This window comes from Providencia sp. PROV073, from assembly GCF_033688125.1.
Taxonomy (GTDB): Bacteria; Pseudomonadota; Gammaproteobacteria; order Enterobacterales; family Enterobacteriaceae; genus Providencia; species Providencia hangzhouensis.
Map to the genome: position 1 here is coordinate 3,953,816 of NZ_CP096353.1, position 24,951 is coordinate 3,978,766.

Sequence of the window (24,951 nt, forward strand, 5' to 3'; positions counted from 1 at the left end):
TGGTAAAAACACTGAGAGATTTCAAGTCTGTGAATAAGATCACTACGACTTTAAATATATTGCCATTTTTCCTTTTTAGTGACGCTCCATTAAACGCGCTCACTATTCACTATCTCTAGTATATGACTATAAGTTAAGTAATAGAGATTAAAAAGTCATGAATATTCGCCATGTTGTTGCTATTGATTTAGGCGCATCTAGCGGTCGTGTCATGTTGGCTTGCTATGATGTGCATAATAAAAAATTATCATTAGATGAAATTCATCGTTTTACAAACCATTTGATCACTGAAGGTGATCATTGTTATTGGGATCTGGATGATCTTGAGACTCAAATACGGATTGGCTTACACCATGTAGAGCAATCTGGCATCCATATTGACAGCATTGGCATCGACACTTGGGGCGTTGATTATGTTCTACTTGACCGTGATGGTGCCACCGTCGGTCGCAATTTCTCTTACCGTGATAACCGCACCCAAGGTGTCATGGAGCAAGTCCAAACCGACCTTGGTGTTCAAAATATCTACCAAAAAACAGGGATCCAATTTCTCCCTTTCAATACCTTATATCAATTGAAGTCCTTGCAACAATCACACCCTCAATGGCTGGAACAAGCACACCATTTATTATTGATCCCTGATTATTTCGCATACCGTTTGACTGGGCAAATCAACCATGAATATACCAATATTTCCACCAGCCAAATGGTTAACCTGGAAACAAGTGATTGGGATGATGAGTTAGTCGAGTATCTACAAATACCACGCTGTTTATTAGGTGAAATCAAGCAACCAGGTAATATCATTGGCCACTGGCAAACGCCCAAAGGTAAAAAAATTCCGGTGATTGCCATAGCAAGCCATGATACGGCCAGCGCTGTCATTGCGGCGCCGATAACCGATAGCCATAGTGCCTATTTAAGCTCAGGAACTTGGTCATTAATGGGCCTCGAACGTACTACTCCTTGTACTTGTGAATACGCATTTGCTGCCAATATTACCAATGAAGGTGGAGTAAATGGCCACTACCGTGCCCTAAAGAATATTATGGGGTTATGGTTATTCCAACGCATTTGTCTTGAACATGACGTGCAAGATATTTGCAGCCTAATTGCGTCAGCAGAAGCTATCCCCGCCTTCACTTATCTTATTAACCCCAATGATAACCGCTTCTTAAACCCTGAGTCGATGAGCCAGGCCATTAAAGAGGCTTGTCAGGAAAACCAACAACCCGTCCCAAATACTATCGCTGAGCTAGCTCGCTGTGTTTTCGACAGCTTAGCACTGCTCTATCGTCAAGTGTTTCTTGAATTGCAGCAAATAAATCATGCCCCATTACAGCAGCTGCATATCGTCGGTGGTGGTAGCCAAAATGCCCTACTTAACCAACTCTGCGCCAACACTTGCGGAGTTCCTGTGAGCACAGGCCCGATTGAAGCGTCCACCTTAGGAAACATTGGGTATCAGTTGATTGCCCTAAACACCATTCCAGATGTACCAACCCTGCGCACCATTATTGCAGAAAATACCGAGCTTTGTTGGTTTCAACCTCAAAGCATCGCGCTGGATGAACCTTGGAAACGATTTAAAACCATTACGGCCTAACTCAGGTTATTAACCGTATATCGATAAGTTATAAGGAAAATTTCATGTCTAATTACAAAGAAAGTTATCTTATTGCCAAACAACGTTTTGCTGACCTTGGTATCGATACTGAACTGGCGATGCAAGCCATGGCTGACTTGCCTGTATCGATGCATTGCTGGCAGGGAGATGACGTAGCTGGCTTTGAAAAATCTGCAACCGCTTTAAGCGGTGGTATTCAAGCTACAGGTAATTACCCCGGCAAAGCGACCAATGCGATTGAATTACGCGCAGACATGGATAAAGCAATGAGCTTAATTCCTGGCCCTAAACGCGTTAACCTGCACGCTCTTTATCTCGAAGCTGATACCGCCGTCGAACGTAATGAAATTGAACCTCGCCATTTTGCCAATTGGGTTGATTGGGCGAAAAAAAACCATATCGCACTCGATTTTAACCCTTCTTATTTTTCCCATCCACTCAGTAGCGAAGCGACGCTAACTCACAGTAATAAGGAAATTAGAGACTATTGGATTGGTCATGGACAAGCTTGTCGCCGTATTTCTGCGTATTTTGGCGAGTCATTAAATAGTGCTTCCGTAATGAATATTTGGATCCCTGACGGCATGAAAGATCTCCCCGTCGACCGCTATGCGCCACGCCAACGCTTAGTCGAGTCATTGGATGAAATTATCAGTGAAAAAATTGATATTAAATATCATATCGATGCCGTCGAAAGTAAGTTATTCGGTATTGGTGCTGAATCTTACACCGCAGGCTCCAGTGAGTTTTATTTGGGCTATGCCATCACACGTAAAACCGCATTATGTTTAGATGCCGGCCACTTCCATCCAACCGAGGTTATTTCAGACAAAATTTCAGCCGTCATTCCTTATGTTGAACGCCTATTACTGCACGTCAGCCGTCCTGTGCGTTGGGACAGTGACCACGTCATTTTACTTGATGATGAAACTCAAGCGATTGCCAATGAAATCATTCGCCATAACTTAAAAAACCGTGTGCACATTGGTCTCGATTTCTTTGACGCATCGATTAACCGCATTGCTGCGTGGGTCATTGGGACTCGCAATATGAAAAAAGCGTTACTACGCGCCTTACTTGAACCAACCGCAAGACTGCGTCAACTCGAAGCAGAAGGGGACTTCACAGCTCGCCTCGCGCTATTGGAAGAACAAAAATGCCTGCCATGGCAAGCTGTTTGGGATGAATACTGCGAACGCAACAATGTTCCTGTAGGCGAAAAATGGTTAGATGAAGTTAAACAATACGAAAAATCAACATTATTAACACGTTAAGGTGAATTGTATGCAAGATATTCTGACATCTTGGTTTGTCCAAGGGATGATAAAAGCCACCAGCGATATGTGGCTCAAAGGCTGGGATGAACGTAATGGCGGTAATGTGAGCTTACGACTAACTGAAGACGATGTTGCTCCATTTAAACACACTTTTCACGCTGACCCGCGTTATATCGAAACAACTGAACCAGTTAAAGAGCTAGCAAACCAATATTTTATTGTCACAGGTTCTGGTAAATTTTTCCGTAATGTTGCCTTAGACCCTGCAGATAACTTGGGTCTAGTTCGTATCGATAATGAAGGTCAGGGTTACCATATTGTTTGGGGCTTTGTGAATGGTGCAATACCAACCTCGGAATTTGCTGCTCACTTTCAATCACATATCACACGTATGCAAGCCACTAATGGCGCTAACCGCGTCATCATGCACTGCCATGCAACCAATATCATTGCGCTAAGCTATGTTTTACCGCTCGATAGTGCATCCATCACGCGTCATTTATGGGAAATGAGTACCGAATGTTTGGTTGTTTTCCCTGATGGTATCGGTGTGCTGCCATGGATGGTGCCTGGCACAGATGGCATCGGCTTAGAAACAGCGGAACAAATGAAACAACATGGCTTAGTACTTTGGCCATTCCATGGAATTTTTGGTTCCGGCCCAACCTTAGATGACGCTTTTGGTTTAATTGATACCGCAGAAAAATCCGCTGAGATACTTGTCAAAGTTCTCTCGATGGGCGGTAAAAAACAAACTATTTCAACAGAGAATCTGATTGCGCTTGCCAAGCGATTTAATGTCACACCAATGTCTGATGCATTGAAATAAAGCCTGTTTCTCTGTGGATAGGCCTTCCCTTCCACAGAGAAATTAAAACGATAATAAACAGTGAGGAATAGTTCATGGGCAGTGGAATTTTACTCGGTATTTTTTGGCATTTTGTCGGCGCAGCTTCGGCGGCTTGCTTCTACGCACCATTAAAAAAAGTTAAAAACTGGTCATGGGAAACTATGTGGTCCATTGCCGGGATTTTTTCTTGGATTATTTTACCTTGGACCATCAGTTATATTTTACTTCCTGACTTTTGGGCCTACTACAGCTCTTTTAGTGCAAATATTCTGATCCCCGTTTTTTTATTTGGTGCTATGTGGGGGGTGGGTAATATTGGCTATGGTCTGACTATGCGCTATTTAGGTATGTCAATGGGCATCGGAATTGCCATTGGTATTACGCTCATTGTTGGTACCTTAATGACCCCAATTATTCAAGGCACATTTGGCGAATTGATTGCCTCTACGGGCGGAAAATTAACAATTCTTGGCGTCCTTGTGGCTGTTCTTGGGGTTGCCATCGTTTCCTATGCCGGGTTACTAAAAGAAAAAGCGACCGGAGTGCAAGCCGAAGAGTTCAACCTGAAAAAAGGCTTATTACTGGCAGTCATGTGCGGCATTTTCTCAGCCGGTATGTCATTCGCAATGAGTGCAGCCGTCCCTATGCACGAGGCGTCCGCTGCCCTTGGCGTTTCTTCTCTTTATGTGGCATTACCAAGTTACGTCATCATCATGGGTGGCGGTGCATTAATCAATTTAGGCTATTGTTTTATTAGACTTATTTATCGTAAAGATATCTCTTTCAAATCAGATATCTCTGTCCCCAAAGCCCTACTGGTCAGCAATATTTTATTTGCCATTTTGGGTGGCGCTATGTGGTACTTCCAATTTTTCTTCTACGCATGGGGACATGCAAATATCCCATCACAATACGGCTTTATGAGCTGGATGCTACATATGAGTTTCTATGTTCTGTGTGGCGGTATCGTGGGGTTAGCGCTAAAAGAATGGAAAGGCACCGGCAGAAAACCCGTTCGAATTTTATGTTTAGGCTGTTTAGTGATTATCTTAGCGGCAAATATTGTTGGCTTGGGAATGGCCGCCTAATGTAACCGTTTTTTATTTTAATTGATTGGGAGGTCAGCGATGACCCATAGAATGATACTTAATGAAACCTCATACTTTGGCGAAGGGGCAATTAACCACCTTGTCGAGGAAATTCAAAAACGCCAATTTAACAAAGCACTGATTGTCACGGATGCGGATCTGGTTAAATATAATGTAGTCAGTAAAGTCACCCAATTATTAGATGACGCTAAATTGGACTACGCCATTTATGATGGCGTTATTCCTAACCCAACCATTGATACCGTCCAACAAGGGCTAAAACACTTCAAACAATCTAATGCAGATTGTCTTATCGCTATCGGAGGAGGTTCTCCACAAGACACCGCTAAAGCGATTGGGATTATTATCAATAACCCACAATACGAAAATGTGGTGAGCTTAGAAGGTGTCGCTCCAACCCAAAACCCAGCAGTTCCTATTATCGCAATCCCAACTACCGCAGGAACTGCAGCTGAAGTCACGATTAACTATGTCATCACAGATAACAAGCTGTGCCGTAAATTTGTGTGCGTTGACCCCCATAGTATTCCGATTGTTGCCATTATTGATCCATCAATGATGGCATCCATGCCTGCAAGCTTAAAGGCTGCAACTGGCGTTGATGCTCTCACCCATGCTATTGAAGGCTATATCACGAAAGGGGCTTGGGCACTTACCGATGCTCTACACCTTAAATCCATTGAGTTGATCAGCAATTCGTTACGGCAATCCGTTAAGGGCGACCCGCAAGGTGTTGAAACGATGGCACTAGCACAATACATGGCAGGAATGGGCTTTTCTAACGTTGGCTTGGGGTTAGTTCATGGTATGGCTCATCCCCTTGGAGCGTTTTACAATACTCCACACGGTGTCGCTAACGCCATTTTATTACCTCATGTTATGTCGTATAACGCTGATTATACTGGGGAAAAATATCGAGATATCGCTCGTGCTATGGGTGTAAAAAATATCGATGCCTTTTCACTTCAAGAAGCCAGAAATACCGCCATTGCTGCTGTTTTTGCGCTAAACAAGGACGTTGGTATTCCTGAAAAACTGCGTGAGATCGGCATGAAACTGGAAGATATTCCATCCCTTGCTCAAGCCGCCTTTGATGATGTGTGTACTGGAGGTAATCCACGTGACACCACATTAGAAGACATCACTGAATTATATCAAGCGATTTATTAGAGGGTGATATCATGATAAAAAAAGCATTTGTGATGCAAATTGCTCCTGACGCCCACCAAGAATATCAGCGCCGACATGATGAAATTTGGCCTGAATTAGTGCTGACACTCAAAGAACATGGCGCACATCACTATTCTATTTTCTTAGATAACAAACGAAATTTATTATTCGGCTACGTGGAAATTGAATCACAGGAACGCTGGGATAGCGTTGCACAAACGGAAGTGTGCCAAAAATGGTGGAAATATATGTCGGATATTATGCCATCAAACCCTGACAATAGCCCAATCAGTGATGAGTTAAGGTCGGTATTTTATTTAGACTAATCTCCCCCTAGGCAGTGCTAGTCTATTGGCTAGCACTTACCTCAATTTATCTTTTTGTAAAAAACAACGGCGATATGCACTTGCTGTCATTTTCATTTTTTTATGGAAGACACTCGAAAAATAATTACTGTCTTCATAACCACATTGCCCAGCGACTTCACTAATCGACAACGAGGTACTACGCAATAATAACGCCGCTTGGCACAAACGTAATTGTTGCAGATATTCCATTACCGTCATTCCTGTTTTCGACTTAAATAAACGCTGCAATGAACGCGCAGACATCTGATGCTCCTGAGCAAATTTTTCTAATGAAAATGACGTATTGATACTTAAATTTAAACAATTTATTAGCTGATCCATTTGGTGTAATAAACTTATTGGAGCTTGATCTGGCTGATAACGTAAACGATAAATATAAATAGCTAACTGTAAAAATAGCCCTTCGCAAAGATGAATAGATGGAATATCCGGTTTTTGGCATTCTAATGCCATTTTCTCAATAATGGGCGTCAACGTTGATAAGCTGGAAGGCGGCAATTTCCAGTGCCTAGATGTTATCGGCTGATAACTTAATGGAACATACTTTTCAATAGATTTTTTAATGAAAAACTCATTAGGTTTATATAATACATTAACCAGTTTTAAGTTATTTACTGAGTGATAGCCATGACAATCTTCCGCATTAATATAAAACAGATCTCCACAAGTAATTGGATAATCAATACCATTCCAATGGTGTAAACCATTTCCTGAAAAAACAATCACAAACTCATTAAAATTATGGCTATGAACAATAAAATCTTCCTGAGAATCCCGCATTTCTATCGTCACGGTATTTTCAGGCCTAATAAAATAATCACTGCTGTTGATCGAAAGAATGCTTTGTATCATGATCACCTCAAAAAAGTGTAGGGATGATCATTACGATCTTTTTTAATTACTGCAATGACGCAGGTCACGGGGTGTGAAATTATACTCACTTTTAAAACACGTCGAAAAATATGCACTATCATTAAAGCCACTTTCCAATGCAATATCCGTAATGGTTTTATCTGAAAAACGAATTTGGTAATAAGCTTCTGATAGCCTCAACTTTATTAAGTAATTTTGTGGTGATATGCCTAAATTATTTTTCATATAACGATGAAAGGTCCGTAATGACACTGAAAATTGAGTGGTTAAATGCCCCCAATCGACATCTTCGGTAAAATTCATATTTAGCCAGCGTAACATCTGGATAATACGTTGTTCATTATTCCCTTCACCAATATGGTTATAACGGCCATCTTGTAAATTAACAATTAACTGCAAAAAAAGGCTTTCAGTATAAGCAAGATCAGAGCCATCGCTTTCGTTGAGTTTATCAATAATTTGTTGTGCTTTATTGTAATGCTCTTTATTTAAGAGCCAATGTGAAATGTTTTTTTCAGCATCTGTCGGAAAAAAATGACTGATATTATTTAAATAGGTAAAACTGGAGTCTGAGCGATAAAGTACATTGGTTAAATTTAGGTTGGAAACATTATCAAATAAGTGATAATCACAGGATTTTATATAGCACACCATCCCAGGACATAATGTATAAGGCCTCCCATTAAGTACATGTAGGCCAATACCCTGAGTTACCAAAAAGATCTCACTAAAATCATGTGTATGTTCAGGAAAAATAGGCTGAGGTACCCTTGGCTCAACTGTAATGTGCTGCTGCGGTGTGATAAAAAAATCTTCGCTATATAATTTCATGAAAGATCTCCTAATAAACACTTCTCGCCCGTAAAACTGACCATGGTTTATTTATCGTTCGTGGGATTATCGTAAATACCCTTATATCCCTATTCTATTGATCTCATCCAAAATCGCCTTGAAATTATGACCAAGTAATCACGCGTTATTGGCGATATTTTCAAGAGTTCACCAAGTAAATGTACAAAATGTGACCCTGGATACATAAAAGCCACTCTATCTAAGAACACCGTCTCTGTAGCACATAGCGTATAATAACGATCACACGTTGTTGTAAGCGAGCCACAACATAAAAGGGTACAGATTCTCTACGGCTTTAATTGAATCAAGAGATACCAATAACAGATACTTGATGTAGGATGAGTTGGATTGAAATGTATTAACGGAAAAGTAGAAGATTTCTTATAACATTGTGATTTAAAACATAAAAAAAGACGCCTTTAGTATCTCAAACTGCTGACCCTAAATAGTCATTAGGGAATTATTGAATACTACCCTAAATTAAATAATTCCATCAAAAACAACACAAAATGCCTGTGTAATTTTAAACCAGAAAAACCTCATTATCTCTCCGCCATTTTAGGCTAAGCCAATACCACCGCATAGAAGTGATATTGACTTAATACAAACCTGAAACTTACTAACGATAGCTAAATAAAACATTCACGGTATTACTGAATTGCCCTGATTTAATGGCTTCGGCATCTTTCTTGGATAATTCGACACTGTAAGGGAAGTAGCCAGGCTGCTGTTTACTGATACTCCCTTTATAATAATACTGATCAAATGCGACCTGCTGGTTATTGGTTCTGTCTGTAATTGCAGCTTGTAGGCCATTGTCAAAGACGATGTACTTTTTATTTACCACGCCGCTGTTGCTTTGGAATGCAACACTGACTTCTAATGCTGCTTCACACGTTGAATCGGGCACTAAATCTAATGAAAAGTTTTCTCTAACTATTTGACCATTTTCAAAATTCTCAGCAGTGAGTTCTTTAAAATCAACCACTTTATTGCTCATACGGACAATCGGTGTTGGGCAATAGTTCACCAGTTTTCCCACAATCTGGGCGCGGTATATATCGCCAAAATTTCGGCCTGTTCCATCAACATGATAGCCCACAGTAAATAAACCTGTATCAAACGATTTTAACGGCCCTACACCTCTTTTGAGCTCATAGATATATATGAAAGCAATATTATACTGACCTGGACTCCAATACCCCACTTCTATCCTAGGTGTGTTTGTAGCGGTAATTTCTACGGGTCTATTTGGGTCCGTATATTGATAGAGCCGAACACCGTTTGACAATAAATACGCTTTTGTTGTTGCTGGTGTTTGATTAACAAAATAAATCATTCTATCTTGTGTATTTCCACTAAAATTACATCTCCATGAAAAAAAACCTGTCGATGCCGTTCCTAGTAGCGTACCCGCAGGGACTGAACCAGGCGTCGTGTTCATATCTATATTTATCAGCGGTGAAGGGTTCCAGTTGTGTCCGCCGTTAGGGACACAATCCGCGCCTGCATAGACATCATGACCAAAGGCTAAAAGCATTATCCCTAATATACCTTGCCGTGCTTTTATTGATTGTTTTTTGTTATTTTTCATTTGTTTTTCGCCTGTGGCAATAATTGGCAAGGCTGTGCTGCGGCGCACTGGTATTTATTAAATTTCAGACCACCGAAGTCATCAATATAAGCGACTTCAAAACTGTTCCATGCCGGGTTTTTCAAGGTCACGGTCGAATCACTAAACGGGGCGACAAGCACTTCAGGGAAATCTTTATCTTTACTTTGATCAACATTGATATTGGTGATCACAATATTAAACGGGGTTGGATTCGACAACGTAATCTGTCCACCTTGTTTTGTGACTTTTAAATCGCGCTGAAAATCTTTCTCGGCAGAGACTTTGTAGTCAATACCTTTTGGGCGATAAAACAGTTTTAAGCGTGATTGGATAGTAAACTGAACCGCATTCGCTTCTTTACCTTGCGGTGGAATACCTAATACATTGAAATACAACAGACTCTCCCTGTCCGTGGGTAAGGTATTTTGCCCATCCATATACGCAATTTTGATTTGTTTTTTCTGTTTAGGGCCAATTTTTTGTAAAAAAGGTAATGCCACTAGTGAGTTAGTCAGCTTTTCACCTTTTTGGTTTTCTATCCATGTCTGCGCTAAAAACGAAGAGGCGGTATCTTGGTTTTCAACAACGATACTGGTTCCGCCATCGGCTTCATTAAAAATAACACGGGTTCTATCTAACCCAAGAACGGCATACGCTTGGCTCATGACGCTTGAGAGTAAAACAACGGAAAGTACTTTTTTAAATAATGTCATTTTTTCACCCATTGAAATCACATTAGTGACGACAAGCAATTGAATCGCTACTTTTAGCCAGGAGACTGTCCGCTAAGAACGTACACGCTTGTGCATCTCCCCAGTTAACGCTAAGTTGGTCGCCCATGTTCAACCCGGTTAAGTAGACGATACCGGATTCAGCAATAATGCCTGAAACTTTACCCGTTACGTTATTTTTCACCACTGAGCCTAATGGTGGGTATTGACCATTAGCCAGCTTAATTCGTGTTATCAGTGACTTACCAATATCTGCATCCATTTTAGCATAACCGATTGCCCCATCAGTGAGTGTAGACGCTAAAACATTATCATCAATGTTTACGGTGTCTGGCAGGTTGTTCACATCCACCTTGTATTCCATATTATAGTAGGTCGGAACGTTACTGATGGTGGCTAACCCTCGGCTATTCGTCGTCGCATGGCCATTTTCAATCATCACGCCTTGCGCATTTGGCACATCAACCACTAAACGAGATTGGTCACGATACGTTAAACGGTGCGCAGAAATACCGTGCTGTGTCGCGGTGACCGAGCCACTCATCGTCATACTTAGCGACGTCATGGAATCCGATAATGACCCCGTCACTTGGACTTGGCCGGCATCCGCGCTGTGTGACACATAGGTGCTCACCATCCCTTCCGATAACCCATCTTGGGTCGATGCGGTTAAATTATAGTTCGTGTTGCTATCAACATGACGACTGTAATTCACGTTATTTGCATAGCGCTTGTTGCTGTCACTGTAAGAGGCGAAATACGATATTGATGCATTTTGGTTTTCAGTACTTAATGGTTTGCTGACGGATAAATAAACTTGGTTATCTGTTTTATTATTCGCCCCACGAACTTGGTTTAAAGACAGGGAGATATTCCCACCTTTCATGACGCCTTCATCGAAGAATTTATTGAGCCCCACACTGAAATAGTTATTTTGTTTACCATTCCAATAGGTTTTACGTGATGCGGTGATATTCGCACTCGCATTCATTCCACGTAATTGCTGAGCGTAAGACAATGAAAAAACATGTTTGTCTTTATTGGTATCGATATCTTGTCTGTCGACAAAGTTTTGCTCAACAAAATTGGATAAAGAGTTAAAGGTTCTGTCGGCAAAACGGTACCCGGTTAATGTCAACTGCCCATCAATACTCGGTAAATCTTTGGCATAGTTAATACGGTAGCTTTTGCCTTTCTCACGCCCCAATAAGGTGTCGGCGTAAGATTGGGTGATATCCACCGAAAAAGCCCCTAAAAAGCCGATATTTTGGCCAATGCCGAGGTTAATGGCTTTATATTTATTCCCTGATGTCGCCACGATTCCGCCAAAAACAGAGGTATGGTTAAACACCCCAACAGAGCTTTCGACAGTCATAAAATTGTCGTTAGCATGGGTGCCATTTTTCGGGGATAGCTGACCTAAATTCAAGGTGTAGCGCGCTTGCCCCTTACGGGTTAAAAACGGAATATTGGTTGTCGTAAACTGGAATTTCGTTTCTTTACCGTTATCCTCTGCCACGGTCACATCAATGGTACCCATGATGGATTGACTTAAATCCTTAATCACAAAAGGGCCCGCCGGCACTTTCACTTGGCTGATGATACGGCCATTTTGTGATAAGGTCACCGTTGCGTTTGAGGCGGCAACCCCAGTAATTTGAGGGGCATACCCTCTGAGGTTCGGTGGCATCATGCTTTCATCGGTAAACATGCTCACGCCTTTGAAACGCACGCTATCAAACAAGTCTGATTTAATGAAAATTTCCCCGGCAAACAACTTCGCCGATAAGCTGGCAATGTCCCTAAAAGCGTAGACTTGGTCCCAATCTAAGTTGCGTTTCTTGCTACCCCGTCCATCTTCGCCCGCCAATTTATTCTCATATTGGTAATTTGCCCGTAAACGCCATTGCGCGAAGTTAGCGCCCACATTCCCGAAGGCATAGAGTTGGTTACGTGTTTCTTCGTTTTTACGGATTAAATGATTATCGCTAATCGTATAATCTAAAATTAACCCCGCAATCCCATAATCGCGCATTTCAGGGCTCACCCACGAAGAATAAGTCGATGCCATATATTTCTGAGGTATCGAAATACTCAGGACTTGTTCGCTATCATTAAAATCGATAGCCACATTTTTATCGAGAGAGAATAAATTAATACAATCGTTTTCTTGAGTAGAAAGTAATATTTCTTTCGCTTCTTCATTTAAGGGAAAACGTTTTATTAATTGTGCCGTAATACACGGCTCAATCGTTCCATCATGATTAATAAACTTAATTTTTTCGCCGCGGATAATTTTTTTATCATTTAAAATAATGTCCGATTCATATAAACCTTCACTTAAACTATTTTTTTCAAAATAGCTTAGGTCAATATTGTCGTCTGCAGACAAATTAAGGGCATTGATGTTAAAAGTTTCCGCATTTGTATACCCACCACACATAATGAGTGAGATAATATAACCTATATTTTTTTCTTAAAATACATGTTGGCACTCTTATGATAATCGATAGTGGGAATACAAAGCTTTACGCTAATTAGCGTAAAGCTTTTGCTTAGGCATGGTGGCTATCTTATTCGTAGCTTAATACGTAGTTTGCGATAGAGTTGATGCTACCTGAAGTGGCGGCACCGGTTGCTTCTGCTTGAGCAGACAAAATAATTGTGGTGTCAGACGCTTTCAGTGTTTGCTCTAAAGTCTCACCGGGTTTAATCGTTTTACCTGTACTATCTAAGAATGAAACTGCAACGTTATTTGCGCTACCGGTGCTTGACCATAAAGATGCGTTTGTGGCATCAGGTTGGCCATTAAACGTAATTTTTACTTTAGAATAAGGAGTACCTGAAGCACTTGGGTCTAATTGGCAATCTTGTAATTTTAATTCAAATGAATTGAGTGGGCCTTTTTTACCAGCAGCATCTAAATTAACCGCGGCAATATTACCTAATTGAACTTCTTTATTCACATCAGTCGGTGCAATTGTACATGCACCGCTATTAATCGTGCCTTTAAACGTAATTTTACCTGAGCCGGCATCCGCAGCCATTGCAGAAATAGAAGTTGTCGTTAACGCTAAGCATAATGCAATTAAAGTTTTATTCATGTTATCTACCTTATATTAAGTCATTTAATTAAAAATTTTTATCTGTTGTGAAGAACGAAACAAATAATATCCATAAAATGAGTAATCAGATATCGCTAAAGTATGTATTTCGCCGGTAGAATGTAACGAAATATATTAAATTAACGCATTGAAATTAAAAGAAAATAAAAAACGAAATATTTATTAACATTATCACTAGCATCGCGTTAAGGCGTTGAATGCAGATCTTTAAGCCAAAAAACAACCCACCATAAGCATTAAACGCCAACATAACCCATAAAAACAAATAAACGCATTACAAGAGTATTTAAGCAGTGAAATATATCTTAAATAATCAAAAACCGAGTTATTGAGATATTTATTTACATCCGTTTATGAGTTTGAAATGACTTTATCGCGTTAGATTAATTCATTCGCATAAGAAATAAGTCTAATCATTTGTTTTTTAATGTTATTTTTTATGTGATTAAATGAAGGCGATATTCTGATGTTTTTCACTTATTTTTATCCGGTAAAGTAGATAAAACAAAATATATTACAAAACAATTGGTTACCATCAAACACCATACTATCATTGAGATAGCTTTTGATAAAAGGATGAATAAAGGATGAATAATAGCCCGCTTATCAATAAAAAAATCCCTTAAACCGAAGAGTAACGAAAAGTTTAAGGGATAAATGCGCGAGTCTAATTAGAAGTATAAAAAGTAGAAAGTTACGACAAGGTTAACGATTGCAGCAACTGCCATTGGGATTGCCGTTCGTTTTACTATTTGGAACGGCGAAACCCCTGCAATTCCTGCAATTGCAACAATTGCTGCAGTGATAGGTGACACAGTACGCCCAAAGCTTGTCATAATTTGCATCGGTAAAATGAGTGTCACCACATCCACTTTAAGGAAAGCAGCAATTTTCGGTGTCAATGCAGCAAAAGAGAAGAATGCTGCATTCCCTGAACCCATCAGGAAAGCCGCGAGTGCAAGGATGGCACTCATAACAATAATCATCGCACCAATACCAAAGCCGGCATCTTGAGCTGCGCTAATTAACGTATCCACCGCCACACTTTTGAGTAATCCATTTGCGAAAAACTCCCCTGAAACAATCAAAGAAACGACTAAAACAAACTGTTTCCCCATTCCTTCAAAGAACAACATAAAGCTGTCCATGACGGCTTTCGCATCACGTAAACGGACGTATTCAAAAATCAGTGCAATGACGGTACTGATAATCATCGCGGTGGTAACTTCCAACTTAATATATGGGTGTAATAATGGGCTAAACCCGATAATTAGGATCAATGGAATAACTGGTAACAACGCATAAGACAATGGGACTTTATTACCGCCATCTTCTTTAATAGTATCAATTTTGCTCAAGTCAAAAACAAATCCTTCACGCTTATCCCACCAACGCTGAACAAAGAAATGGGTGATTGCCACTGCAATAATAATAGGGATAGTTACGGGTAATTGGTGTTGAACAAAGTAAACAGCGGGTTCAATATCCGCGGTTTTCGCTGCCATAATGACATTACCAGAACCGGGTCCATGGTCGATAAACTGGCAACAACCGATAACCGCTAAAGCAGAGAGTGGGCTGATTCCCGAACGAATTAATATAGGGTACATTGTCACCATTAATAACATCCCCAACCCTGCATGGCTTGGAATGAAAATCACCAGAACTTGCGTCACTAGAAATGAAATCACTAATAGCAAATAAGGTGATTTAATGGTCTTTAGCGGCTTTTCAAAAATAGCAAATAATGCGCGACTAGCTCCCACATGCTCCATATAACGGGAGAATCCAGCAATCGCCATTAATGTTAACCCTAAGCCAGCTAATCGAGAGCTCATGATATCAGTAAAAATTTGGAAGATATCAAAGTACTTAAAATGCGTGGTTTTATTTTCTGGTAACAATGAATTAAGATCTAAAGATGCGGTTAGGAGCAACAAAAGTAAGCCCCCTAGCAACAAGACTGGCTGAGGTTTATAACCCCGAGCCAGCAGGTAAACAACCAGCGCTGTAACTAGCGCGGCAATGATTAAACCTGTCATAGAAGAATTCCCCAGTATTGGTGCAGCTTTATTGTTATTGATTTAATGTTGAAAATGCTTGTGTAATATCCGCTATCAAATCATCCACAGACTCCAAGCCAATATGTAAACGAACAAAAGGCCCATGACCTTCGCTCCAATCTGATGCTGTTCTTGCGCCGACTACGTTAGCGGGTAGTGCGAGGCTTTCGAACCCACCCCACGATGCGCCGATACCAAACAGGGCGAGAGCATCAATAAAGTTTTCTGTTTGCTTCGCGGTATATTGTTTTTTGAATTCAATGGTTAATAAGCCATTACTACCTTTGCAGTCACGCTTCCATAAATCATGGCGTGGATGAGATGGCAATTCAGGGAACCAGACTTTTTCCACTTCAGAACGCGTTTCCAGCCATTGCGAAATCGCTAGTGCAGCTTTGCCATGCGCAGCTAATCGCTGCCCTAAAGTACGCATCCCTCGTAAAACTAAGGCAGCATCATCGGGGCTACTGGCTTGACCTAAAGCTTCTGGCAAAGCGCCAATTTGTTTCCACGCTTTTTCTGTCGCAACCATAATTCCCATCATCACATCAGAGTGCCCACAAAGGTATTTTGTCGCTGCAATCACAGAGACATCTGCGCCTAATTCCAACGGGTTATATAGCCATGCTGAACCCCAAGTGTTGTCAACACCCACTGGGATATTTCTTTCATGTGCAATACGGCATATTTCGGGTAAATCCAACATTTCATAAAGTAATGAACCTGGGGATTCAACAAAAATAAGTTGTGTATTACTTTGAATTTTTTGCTCAAAATCTGAAGCATCTGTTTTAAAGAAGCTGTAGGCGATGTTATTTGGTTTTAAAAAAGCATCGGCTATTTTACGTACAGGTTCATAAACAGAATCTGCAAACAATACGTGCCCACCACTGTGTGCATAGCCCATAATAGTGACTGCAATCGCGGCTAGACCCGTAGGAAATAATTGCGCTCTATAGCCCCCTTCTAATTCAGTCACCAGGCTTTCGAGTGCAAATGCGGTTTCTGTACCTCGCGCACCGTAACTTAAAACACGTTCCGTTGCGCGGCGATCGCGAACATCACGCCAGCTTTTAATTGAATCAAAAACAATAGTACTCGCTCTCATTACTGGCGGATTAATTGGTCCTGATGTTGTAATAGGTTGTCGTCCACTATGTATTAATTTTGTATATTTATTTAATGTCATTGTTTATTTCTCCAAATATAGAAATAGATTCCCTAGTAATTAAAAGGAAGGTTATTTATTTTTAAAAGTTCGATTTCATATTATGTATATCAAATTACTTTCCTTTTAAAACATGACTTATTTAAAAAGATGATCTTCATCATATAAATGAGCATTAATTAAATTAATGAAAACTTAAGAGAAAATTAAGAATTAAAATCGATATGTAATAAACAATAAATTAAAATATAACAAATTGATTTAAATGGAAAAATAAATACATAAGAAAGTCTTTTATTAACATTAATCTTATTAAGGTGTTTATTTTTATTTTTTATTGCATAAATAAAGCAACTCTCTAACAAATAACCACCTTTTAATTTTCAATATTATTCTTATACAGGGGAATATTATGGGTACCAGTGTTTTTGATTCTGTATTATTAAAAAACTTATGGTCTACAGAAGAAATGCGCGCTATTTTTTCTGATAAGGTCAGAATGCAAAATTGGCTTGATTACGAAGCTGCATTAGCGATTGAACAAGCTGAATTAGGTTTAATTCCAAAGCAAGCCGCAGAGGTCATTGCTGATACGGCAAAACTTGAAAAGTTAGATATGGATTTCATCTTAGAGCAAGTGCGTTTAACTCGTCATCCACTTGTTCCAACCATTCGTGGTTTAGAGCATGCTTGCCCTGAACATTTTGGTGAATATGTCCATTTTGGGCCCACGACACAAGATGTTATGGACACAGGCTTAGTGCTTCAACTAAAAGAGGCTCATAACATTTTTTTACGTGATATCAAAATATTAGGGCGTTCTCTATTATCGTTAAGCGAAAAACATCGCAATACACCAATGCCTGGACGAACCTTAGCCTTACAAGCCCTACCGATTACTTTTGGCCACAAAACTGCTATTTGGTTAACGGAATTAGCACGCCATTATCAACGGTTAAAAGAAATCGAACCTCGCTTATTCGTTGGTAGCGTTGTTGGCGCTGTTGGAACTAAGGCCTCATTGAGCGACAAAGCAGATGAGCTTGAAGTTCGTGTATTAAATCGACTCGGTTTAGGCACCCCTGAGATTTCTTGGCAGCCGGCTCGTGACCGATTTAGTGAATATGGCATGCTGATTGGTTTAATTAGCGGCACGTTAGGAAAAATTGCCAATGAAATTTTATTATTAGCTCACAATGAAATTGATGAACTTTCAGAGCCTTTTAGTAAAGGTCAAGTTGGCTCCTCAACGATGCCACACAAGCGTAACCCTGCCATTGTCGAAAATGCGGCCTGTGTCAGTAATACATTGAAAGCTAACCTTTCTGTGCTTACCGACATGATGAAACACCAACACGAAAGAGATGGTGCGATTTGGAAGATGGAATGGAAAGTGATGCCAGAAATGTGCCTGATGCTTTCGGTGATCTTCGATAACATGAAAACTGTATTAGGGGGATTAAACGTACATACCGATAAGATGCGCCAAAATTTAGATATTTTAGGTGGATTTATGCTTGCTGAGCGCGTCATGTTTGCGTTGTCAGACAAAGCGGGTAAACAAACTGCCCATGAAATTGTTTATGAAGCTTCTATGTCTGGCCAAGAAGAAGGCATCACCTTTATTGAGGCCATTAACCGTGACACGCGCATTCGTGACCATATAACGCAAGAAGAACTTGATGCCCTATTAGACCCAACGACCTATGTAGGGAATGCACCTGAACAAGTCACTCGAGTAATAGAACAAACCAAAGCATCCGGTTGGCTTAATGACTAATGCATTTTAGCAAAGTTTAAATCTCTACTTTCTTAAAGCCAGTCAAGTGCTGGCTTTTTCATTCACCAGAGGTATCTATGACATTAAGCCAACAGCTAAGCCAATTTATCACATCCCTATCATTTTCTGATATTCCACCGCAAGTTATTGAACGCGCCAAATATCATTTACTCGATACATTAGGCGTTGCACTTGCCGGAAGCCTCCAACAAAGCGCAACACAATGCCGTAAGGGAGTCGCTTATTTACCTGATCATCAAGGAAAAATTCCAATTTGGGGAAGTAACCAAACCGTTTCAACTACCACCGCCGCTTTAGCAAATGGTATTTCTGCGCATGTATTAGATTTTGATGATACACACACCGACTCAATCACTCACGGTAGTGCCGTACTTACTCCTATAGCCTTTGCACTCGGTGAACATTTACAGGCGACAACAAAAGAGATCCTTACTGCATGGATTATTGGCTGGGAAGTCGCAGCCAGAGTGGGATTAGCAAGTCATAGTGGGTTTCACCTACGCGGCTTCCACTCTACAGCTATAGCGGGTATTTTTGGTGCGACGGCTTGTGCAGCTTCATTACTCAAATTAACTCGGGAACAAACAGTTAACGCTCTAGGCCTAACAGGAAGCCAAGCCAGTGGTGTTGCTGAATACCTAACCAATAGCTCGTCAGCAAAATGTTTTCATGCGGGCTGGGCTGCGCAATCAGGCATTATTGCAGCTTGTTTAGCTAAAGGCGGAATGACAGGGCCAGAAACTATTTTTGAAGGACGCTATAGTCTGTACCAAACACATGGTCTCCGTGAAAAGGCACATCCAGAGCAAGTCGCCCAAGACTTAGGTAATGTTTGGCAATTCATGAATGTTTCCATTAAGCCCTACCCTGTTTGCCATTTTGCTCATGCCACCGTCGATTGTGGGAGACGATTATTACAACGAGGAATAACCCTCGATCAAATTGCAAAAGTAGAATGCGTTGTCGATCCCGTTGCAGCGGCCTTAATTTGTGAGCCACCAGAACAAAAATGGGCACCTCAGAGTGCCTATGCAGCGAAATTTAGCCTCCAGTGGTTGTTTGCCGCTGGTTTTATCGAAGACAAATTAACATTAAGTTTGCTCTCTACCGAAAATTTACAGCGAGCAGATATCCAAAACCTCGCGAAAAAAGTCAGCTATCGTTATCCCACTGAAAATGAAATTCCTTTCCCAACCTATTTTCCCGGCCTAATTTTTGTCACATTAACCCATGGTGAGACAATAACGGAACGATTAGATATCCAATACGGTAACCCACAAAATCCAATGTCTTTGGAGGATATTGTGAGCAAATTCTATGACAATGCAGGGCTGGTAATGAAAAATGAACAAGCTGCGCAGCTTGCTAAAAGTGTATTATCTTTTGAAGCGAAAACTATATCGGCTATCACACAGCTATTGCGTGTTGGTCTTTAATAAGACCGACTAACGAATAGAAGCCCACACTGAATGGGCTTCTATTTTTCCTTCCTCTTATTATTCATTTAACTGAGCAATAATTTGCTGTAAATGAGCAATAGCAACATCATTGAGAGGTTCTTGTGGAAGGATCGGGTCACCAACATTAAACCCTTGAATGTTTAAAGATGCTTTAATACATGACGCTAATGCATATTGCGTAAAAGCTTCGTTGATTTGCCACATTTCTTTCTGTTTTGCTAACGCTGTATCCCAATCCCCTCTAGTGGCCAACTCATACAGTTCAACACACTGTTTTGGCAACACACAGGCAGGACCCGCCATCCAGCCTACACCACCTAATTTAATAACTAATAGAGGAATATGTGCTGAAGCACTAAAAATTTTAACCCGCTCACCGAAGGTGTTGAGCATCGTTAATAACCTTCCAGTATTACTCGATGCATCTTTAACATATTCGATATTAGGGATATAGCTTAATTCATTCAAAAGAGAAATAGACAGTACATCCCCCAGCAAACCAGGGTTGGTATAGACCGTCATGGATTTTTCAGGAAAAGACTCCGCTATTGTTTGGAAATAACCCAATTGGGCTTTATCACTCAGAGGGTACATTTTTTGCGATATCAGCACCATGCCATCCACACCTAAATTGGCATACTGTTCCGCTTGAAAACATGCATCTGACGTTGAGAAACTGGCAACCCCCGCTAATACAGGTACTCGCCCCGCAGCTTGATCAACTGTAATGCGAACCACCTCATTTCGTAATTCCTGTGACAAATATGCGTATTCACCAGTGCTCCCTAATGGGCTCAATCCGTGAACTCCGCTCGAAATGAGGTGCTCAATTAGGTGACGAAGAGATGATTCAAGAACAGTACCTTTAGTTTGATCGACTGGTGAAACAAGATAAGGAAAAATACCGTGAAAATGGGTCATAATTATTCCTAATTTTAGTTGTTATGGGAGATAACGGCTGTTTGTTCATTTTTTAATGAGTTAAAAAGAATTTGTGCGGCTTTGGTTGGGCTTTTTGAGTTGAGATACAGGTTATATCGAATTGCCGGAAGTACTGGTAGCCCTTCATCCTCACCGAGTATGCGCAAATCCTCCCCTGAAAGCTCAATTGAGCGAGCCATAATACCCAATCCCGCCCTAACCGCAGCGCGTGCTCCAGATAGTGTTGTCGCCATATAAGCAATGCGCCAAGGTATTTGCTGTTGTTCGAGGTGATTGATCATCATCTCGCGATAAGTACTCGGCTCATCTAACACAACTAATGGCAGCGGCTGCTCTAAGTTAAAACTAAAATGTTTCCCGCAATACCATAGTGAAGGGGAAACACGTAAGACAATTTTAGGGTAGCCAACATGCTCCTCGGTTGAGATCGCCAAATCGAGTTCATTATCCTCTAACATTGACATAAGAAATGGGCTGCGTTTGACAATAATATCCATGATTAAATTTGGATAAGCTCCTGAAAATCTGGCTAATAAATCAGGCAATATAGTATTCGCGGTGTCATCTGGCGAACCAATTTTTAATACTCCGTCAATTTCTTCATAAACTAGTGATAAACATGCCTCATCATTAAGACGTAAAATACGGCGGGCATAGCTCAATAGTTGTGTACCAGAGTCCGTCAATGCTTTATTTCTGCCCTGCCGGACAAATAACTCCTTGCCAATGAGTGACTCCAGCCGTTGCATTTGTTGACTCACCGCTGATTGCGTTCGGCAAACAGATTCTGCGGCGGCGGCAAAAGTTGCACCATCAACAACCGCAATAAAAGTGCGAAGTAAATCAAGCTCTAAATTAAAAATAGGACGTTTAGCAGCTGGCATTTTAGTTATCTCTTTTCTTAAGGTGTGTGGTGTCATCCAACAAAAGTGTTTAATTTACATACTAAGAAGAAAGCCTTAAATAATCTATGTTAGAGCTCAATAGTTTGGCTCTAAATTGTAGCGACTTAATAATAAATTTGACTACCTGAATATCCGCCATAATACGATTGATAAAGTAGCTACAGATGGAAAGACATAACAAATGGTTATTTATAGGCGATTCTCCTCAAAAGAGTTTGCCATCAGATAAACTTAGTCAGTAATTTCATTCGGTATCCCCAATTTCAAAAGTCACTGATTGATTTTGTGTGCAGTGTCGTGACTACTTCAAACTCAATCAAAAATGTTGCCCGAACTGTCGAAAGGGGATTTTGTGTATTGCTGCGAAGAATGTTACAGAGGAACATCGGCTTAAAATAGAAGACTAATTTGCATATAAACAATTTAAATATTAATGGATTTTAATAATTATAATGCTATTCATTTTATAACCTAACTCACTCCTATATTCTGTGTATAATTAAGCACTAATCCCAATTTCGTTGAGAGAGCTGCTATGGCTGGTGTGAATAAAACTCATCTGACTGAAACAGACATCATCACTAAATTTATCCTCCCTGCAATTAAAGATGCGGGTTGGAACTTGATGTCGCAGATCCGCCAAGAAGTCAAACTTCGCGATGGTAAAGTCGTTGTGCGTGGTAAGCTAGCAGCACGGTTGACAGTGAAATCAGCCGACATAGTGCTCTACCATAAGCCGGGGTTACCACTTGCAGTCATAGAAGCTAAAGCGAATAAGCACGAGATGGGAAAAGGGATGCAGCAAGGGCTAGATTACGCGCGCCTACTCGATGTCCCTTTTATTTTTGCTTCTAATGGTGATGGTTTTATCTTCCACGACAAAACAAATCCTGCGCAGCTTGAATCCGAAATTACACTCGACGATTTTCCAACACCTGAACAGCTTTGGACTAAATACTGTATTTGGAAAGGTTTTACCGCTGAACAATTGCCTGTCATCAGCCAAGACTATTACGATGACAGTAGCGGCAAATCCCCTCGTTATTATCAACTACAAGCCATTAATAAAACCGTAGAAGCCGTTTCTGCAGGACAAAAACGTGTATTACTTGTGATGGCGACGGGGACTGGCAAAACCTATACCGCATTTCAGATTATTTGGCGCTTATGGAAAGCTAAAAATAAAAAACGCATTCTGTTTCTTGCCGACCGCAATATCCTTGTCGACCAAACTAAAAATAACGACTTCCAACCCTTTGGTAGCGCAATGGCAAAGGTGACTGGTAGAACAATTGACCCAGCTTATGAAATTCAATTGGCACTCTACCAAGCAATTACAGGCCCAGAAGAACACCAAAAAGCCTTTAAGCAAGTTGCTCCCGATTTCTTTGATTTGATTGTTATCGACGAGTGCCACCGCGGTAGTGCATCGGAAAACAGCGCATGGCGAGAAATTCTTGAATACTTCAGCAGTGCGACCCAAATTGGCTTAACTGCAACACCAAAAGAAACCGATGACGTTTCCAGCACTGATTACTTTGGCGACCCCGTTTATACTTATTCACTTAAAGAAGGTATTGAAGACGGTTTCCTTGCACCATACAAAGTCGTTCGAGTCGATATCGATGTCGACTTACAAGGTTGGCGCCCCACTAAAGGCCAAGTTGATAAACAAGGCCAACTGATTGATGACCGAATTTATAACCAAAAAGACTTTGACCGCACTATGGTGATTGATGAGCGTACCCAATTGGTCGCACAAACCATCACTGACTACCTAAAACGCACTAATCCTATGGATAAAACCATCGTTTTTTGTAACGATGTTGACCACGCTGAACGTATGCGCCGTGCGTTGGTAAACCTAAACCCAGAACAAGTGCGAATAAATGAAAAATACGTGATGAAAATCACTGGCGATGACGACATCGGTAAGGCGCAACTCGATAATTTCATCAACCCGAAAAAGCCTTACCCAGTGATTGCAACCACCTCAGAACTGATGAGTACGGGTGTGGATGCGCAGACCTGCAAACTGGTCGTGCTAGATCAAAACATTCAATCCATGACCAAATTTAAGCAGATCATCGGGCGTGGAACACGTATTAACGAGAAGTTCGATAAACTCTGGTTCACCATTCTCGATTTCAAAAAAGCCACCGAATTGTTTGCGGACGAGCGCTTTGATGGCGTGCCTGAAAAAGTGATCCGCACAACACCTAAAGATATTTCCGATCCTGAATCGGATTTCAATGAAATACTCGAAGGTGAAACGTCAGAAAGCGAAACGTTAGATAACGACGTATTTATGGGCACAGAAGAATCATCCGCTCACTATGGCGCCACATCAGAAAGTGCCAATGGTGCTTTCGAAGAGTGCGAAGAAAACAGAATTCGCAAATATCATGTCAACGGCGTCACCGTAAAGGTGCTAGCAAAACGCGTCCAATATTACGATGCCGATGGCAAATTAGTCACCGAATCCTTTCAGGACTACCCCCGTAAAACGCTACTCAAAGATAAAGACTTTGCCTCTCTTGATAACTTCATTCGAAAATGGCACTCTGCCGAACGCAAACAGGTTATCATTGATGAACTTCAGCAGCTTGGTGTGCTTTGGGAAGTGTTAGCAGAAGAAGTGGGTAAAGACCTTGACCCATTCGATCTCCTTTGTCATGTGGTTTATGGTCAACCGCCCCTGACGCGTAAAGAACGGGCTGACAACGTGCGTAAACGTAATTACTTCACCAAATATTCAGAACCTGCACAGCATGTACTCAATACCTTGCTGGATAAATACGCGGATGAAGGTGTGCAGGAAATCGAAGATATTCAGGTGCTAAAACTAAAACCGTTCGACAGCCTAGGCCGTCCGCTAGAAATCATCAAAAGTAGTTTTGGAAATAAACAAGCATACGAGCAAGCCGTCAATGAGCTGGAAGACCAAATTTATCAGTTACCACCTCGCCAGGCCTAATAACCCATATTATTTTACCACCGTGAGCCACCCGCTCC

The 24,951-nt window shown here is 40.9% G+C and carries 19 protein-coding genes; 9 read left to right on the plus strand and 10 right to left on the minus strand.

Translation table 11 applies throughout. The features are described from left to right. Positions 1 to 157: 157 nt before the first annotated feature. The 6 genes from rhaB to rhaM all read left to right on the plus strand — a co-directional run bounded on the left by rhaB (position 158) and on the right by rhaM (position 6,359). On the plus strand, positions 158 to 1,606 hold the full coding sequence (rhaB, locus tag M1F17_RS18105; RefSeq protein ID WP_180312165.1) for a rhamnulokinase: 1,449 nt from the start codon (positions 158 to 160) through the stop codon (positions 1,604 to 1,606). Positions 1,607 to 1,650: 44 nt separating this feature from the next. Further along, positions 1,651 to 2,901 (plus strand): L-rhamnose isomerase, encoded by a 1,251-nt coding sequence (locus M1F17_RS18110; RefSeq protein WP_004259694.1) that lies wholly within the window; start codon positions 1,651 to 1,653, stop codon positions 2,899 to 2,901. Between the two features lie 10 nt (positions 2,902 to 2,911). After that, entirely contained in the window at positions 2,912 to 3,733 is an 822-nt protein-coding gene (gene rhaD, locus M1F17_RS18115; RefSeq protein ID WP_004259698.1) for a rhamnulose-1-phosphate aldolase, read from the plus strand. A 74-nt stretch (positions 3,734 to 3,807) separates the two neighbouring features. Continuing rightward, entirely contained in the window at positions 3,808 to 4,842 is a 1,035-nt protein-coding gene (gene rhaT, locus M1F17_RS18120) for an L-rhamnose/proton symporter RhaT (protein WP_004259701.1), read from the plus strand. A gap of 39 nt (positions 4,843 to 4,881) precedes the next feature. Then, positions 4,882 to 6,033 carry a lactaldehyde reductase gene (fucO, locus tag M1F17_RS18125; protein WP_136135314.1) on the plus strand — a complete coding sequence of 384 codons (1,152 nt, stop codon included), beginning with the start codon at positions 4,882 to 4,884 and terminating at the stop codon, positions 6,031 to 6,033. A gap of 11 nt (positions 6,034 to 6,044) precedes the next feature. Further along, the gene (gene rhaM, locus M1F17_RS18130) at positions 6,045 to 6,359 is read left to right on the plus strand and encodes an L-rhamnose mutarotase (RefSeq protein WP_096865089.1); all 315 of its coding nucleotides are present in this window, start codon (positions 6,045 to 6,047) and stop codon (positions 6,357 to 6,359) included. Positions 6,360 to 6,395: 36 nt separating this feature from the next. On the opposite strand, the gene M1F17_RS18135 is transcribed toward rhaM, so the two are convergent. From M1F17_RS18135 to metC, 8 genes are all read right to left on the minus strand, one after another. Continuing rightward, on the minus strand, positions 6,396 to 7,253 hold the full coding sequence (locus M1F17_RS18135; RefSeq protein ID WP_144140484.1) for a helix-turn-helix domain-containing protein: 858 nt from the start codon (positions 7,251 to 7,253) through the stop codon (positions 6,396 to 6,398). Between the two features lie 42 nt (positions 7,254 to 7,295). Further along, positions 7,296 to 8,105, minus strand: a complete 810-nt coding sequence (gene rhaS / locus M1F17_RS18140) for an HTH-type transcriptional activator RhaS (protein ID WP_096865091.1) — start codon at positions 8,103 to 8,105, stop codon at positions 7,296 to 7,298. A 640-nt stretch (positions 8,106 to 8,745) separates the two neighbouring features. After that, positions 8,746 to 9,720, minus strand: a complete 975-nt coding sequence (locus M1F17_RS18145) for a hypothetical protein (RefSeq protein WP_272674543.1) — start codon at positions 9,718 to 9,720, stop codon at positions 8,746 to 8,748. Next, entirely contained in the window at positions 9,717 to 10,454 is a 738-nt protein-coding gene (locus M1F17_RS18150; protein WP_164456118.1) for a molecular chaperone, read from the minus strand. The genes M1F17_RS18145 and M1F17_RS18150 overlap by 4 nt, the downstream gene beginning before the upstream one ends. A gap of 22 nt (positions 10,455 to 10,476) precedes the next feature. Further along, the gene (locus M1F17_RS18155) at positions 10,477 to 12,864 is read right to left on the minus strand and encodes a fimbria/pilus outer membrane usher protein (protein ID WP_318837098.1); all 2,388 of its coding nucleotides are present in this window, start codon (positions 12,862 to 12,864) and stop codon (positions 10,477 to 10,479) included. Between the two features lie 181 nt (positions 12,865 to 13,045). Next, positions 13,046 to 13,576 (minus strand): fimbrial protein, encoded by a 531-nt coding sequence (locus tag M1F17_RS18160; protein ID WP_004258966.1) that lies wholly within the window; start codon positions 13,574 to 13,576, stop codon positions 13,046 to 13,048. 692 nt (positions 13,577 to 14,268) lie between these two features. Continuing rightward, entirely contained in the window at positions 14,269 to 15,639 is a 1,371-nt protein-coding gene (dcuC, locus tag M1F17_RS18165) for a C4-dicarboxylate transporter DcuC (protein WP_318837099.1), read from the minus strand. A gap of 34 nt (positions 15,640 to 15,673) precedes the next feature. Further along, the gene (gene metC / locus M1F17_RS18170; RefSeq protein WP_004264200.1) at positions 15,674 to 16,849 is read right to left on the minus strand and encodes a cystathionine beta-lyase; all 1,176 of its coding nucleotides are present in this window, start codon (positions 16,847 to 16,849) and stop codon (positions 15,674 to 15,676) included. A gap of 391 nt (positions 16,850 to 17,240) precedes the next feature. On the opposite strand from metC, the gene purB reads away from it, so the two are divergent. Together purB and M1F17_RS18180 are read left to right on the plus strand one after the other, a co-directional pair. Beyond that, a complete protein-coding gene (gene purB, locus M1F17_RS18175) occupies positions 17,241 to 18,608 on the plus strand; it encodes an adenylosuccinate lyase (RefSeq protein ID WP_094961545.1) in 1,368 nt (455 codons plus the stop codon). Positions 18,609 to 18,685: 77 nt separating this feature from the next. Further along, on the plus strand, positions 18,686 to 20,065 hold the full coding sequence (locus M1F17_RS18180) for an MmgE/PrpD family protein (RefSeq protein ID WP_318837100.1): 1,380 nt from the start codon (positions 18,686 to 18,688) through the stop codon (positions 20,063 to 20,065). 60 nt (positions 20,066 to 20,125) lie between these two features. Here M1F17_RS18180 and M1F17_RS18185 read toward each other — a convergent pair whose 3' ends face one another. Continuing rightward, complete coding sequence (locus tag M1F17_RS18185) at positions 20,126 to 21,010, minus strand: dihydrodipicolinate synthase family protein (RefSeq protein ID WP_094961543.1); 885 nt, start codon at positions 21,008 to 21,010, stop codon at positions 20,126 to 20,128. Positions 21,011 to 21,024: 14 nt separating this feature from the next. Then, positions 21,025 to 21,915 carry a LysR family transcriptional regulator gene (locus M1F17_RS18190; RefSeq protein ID WP_036958742.1) on the minus strand — a complete coding sequence of 297 codons (891 nt, stop codon included), beginning with the start codon at positions 21,913 to 21,915 and terminating at the stop codon, positions 21,025 to 21,027. 556 nt (positions 21,916 to 22,471) lie between these two features. Between M1F17_RS18190 and hsdR the strand changes: the two genes are divergently transcribed. After that, on the plus strand, positions 22,472 to 24,913 hold the full coding sequence (gene hsdR, locus M1F17_RS18195; protein WP_318837101.1) for an EcoAI/FtnUII family type I restriction enzme subunit R: 2,442 nt from the start codon (positions 22,472 to 22,474) through the stop codon (positions 24,911 to 24,913). Positions 24,914 to 24,951 lie beyond the last annotated feature (38 nt).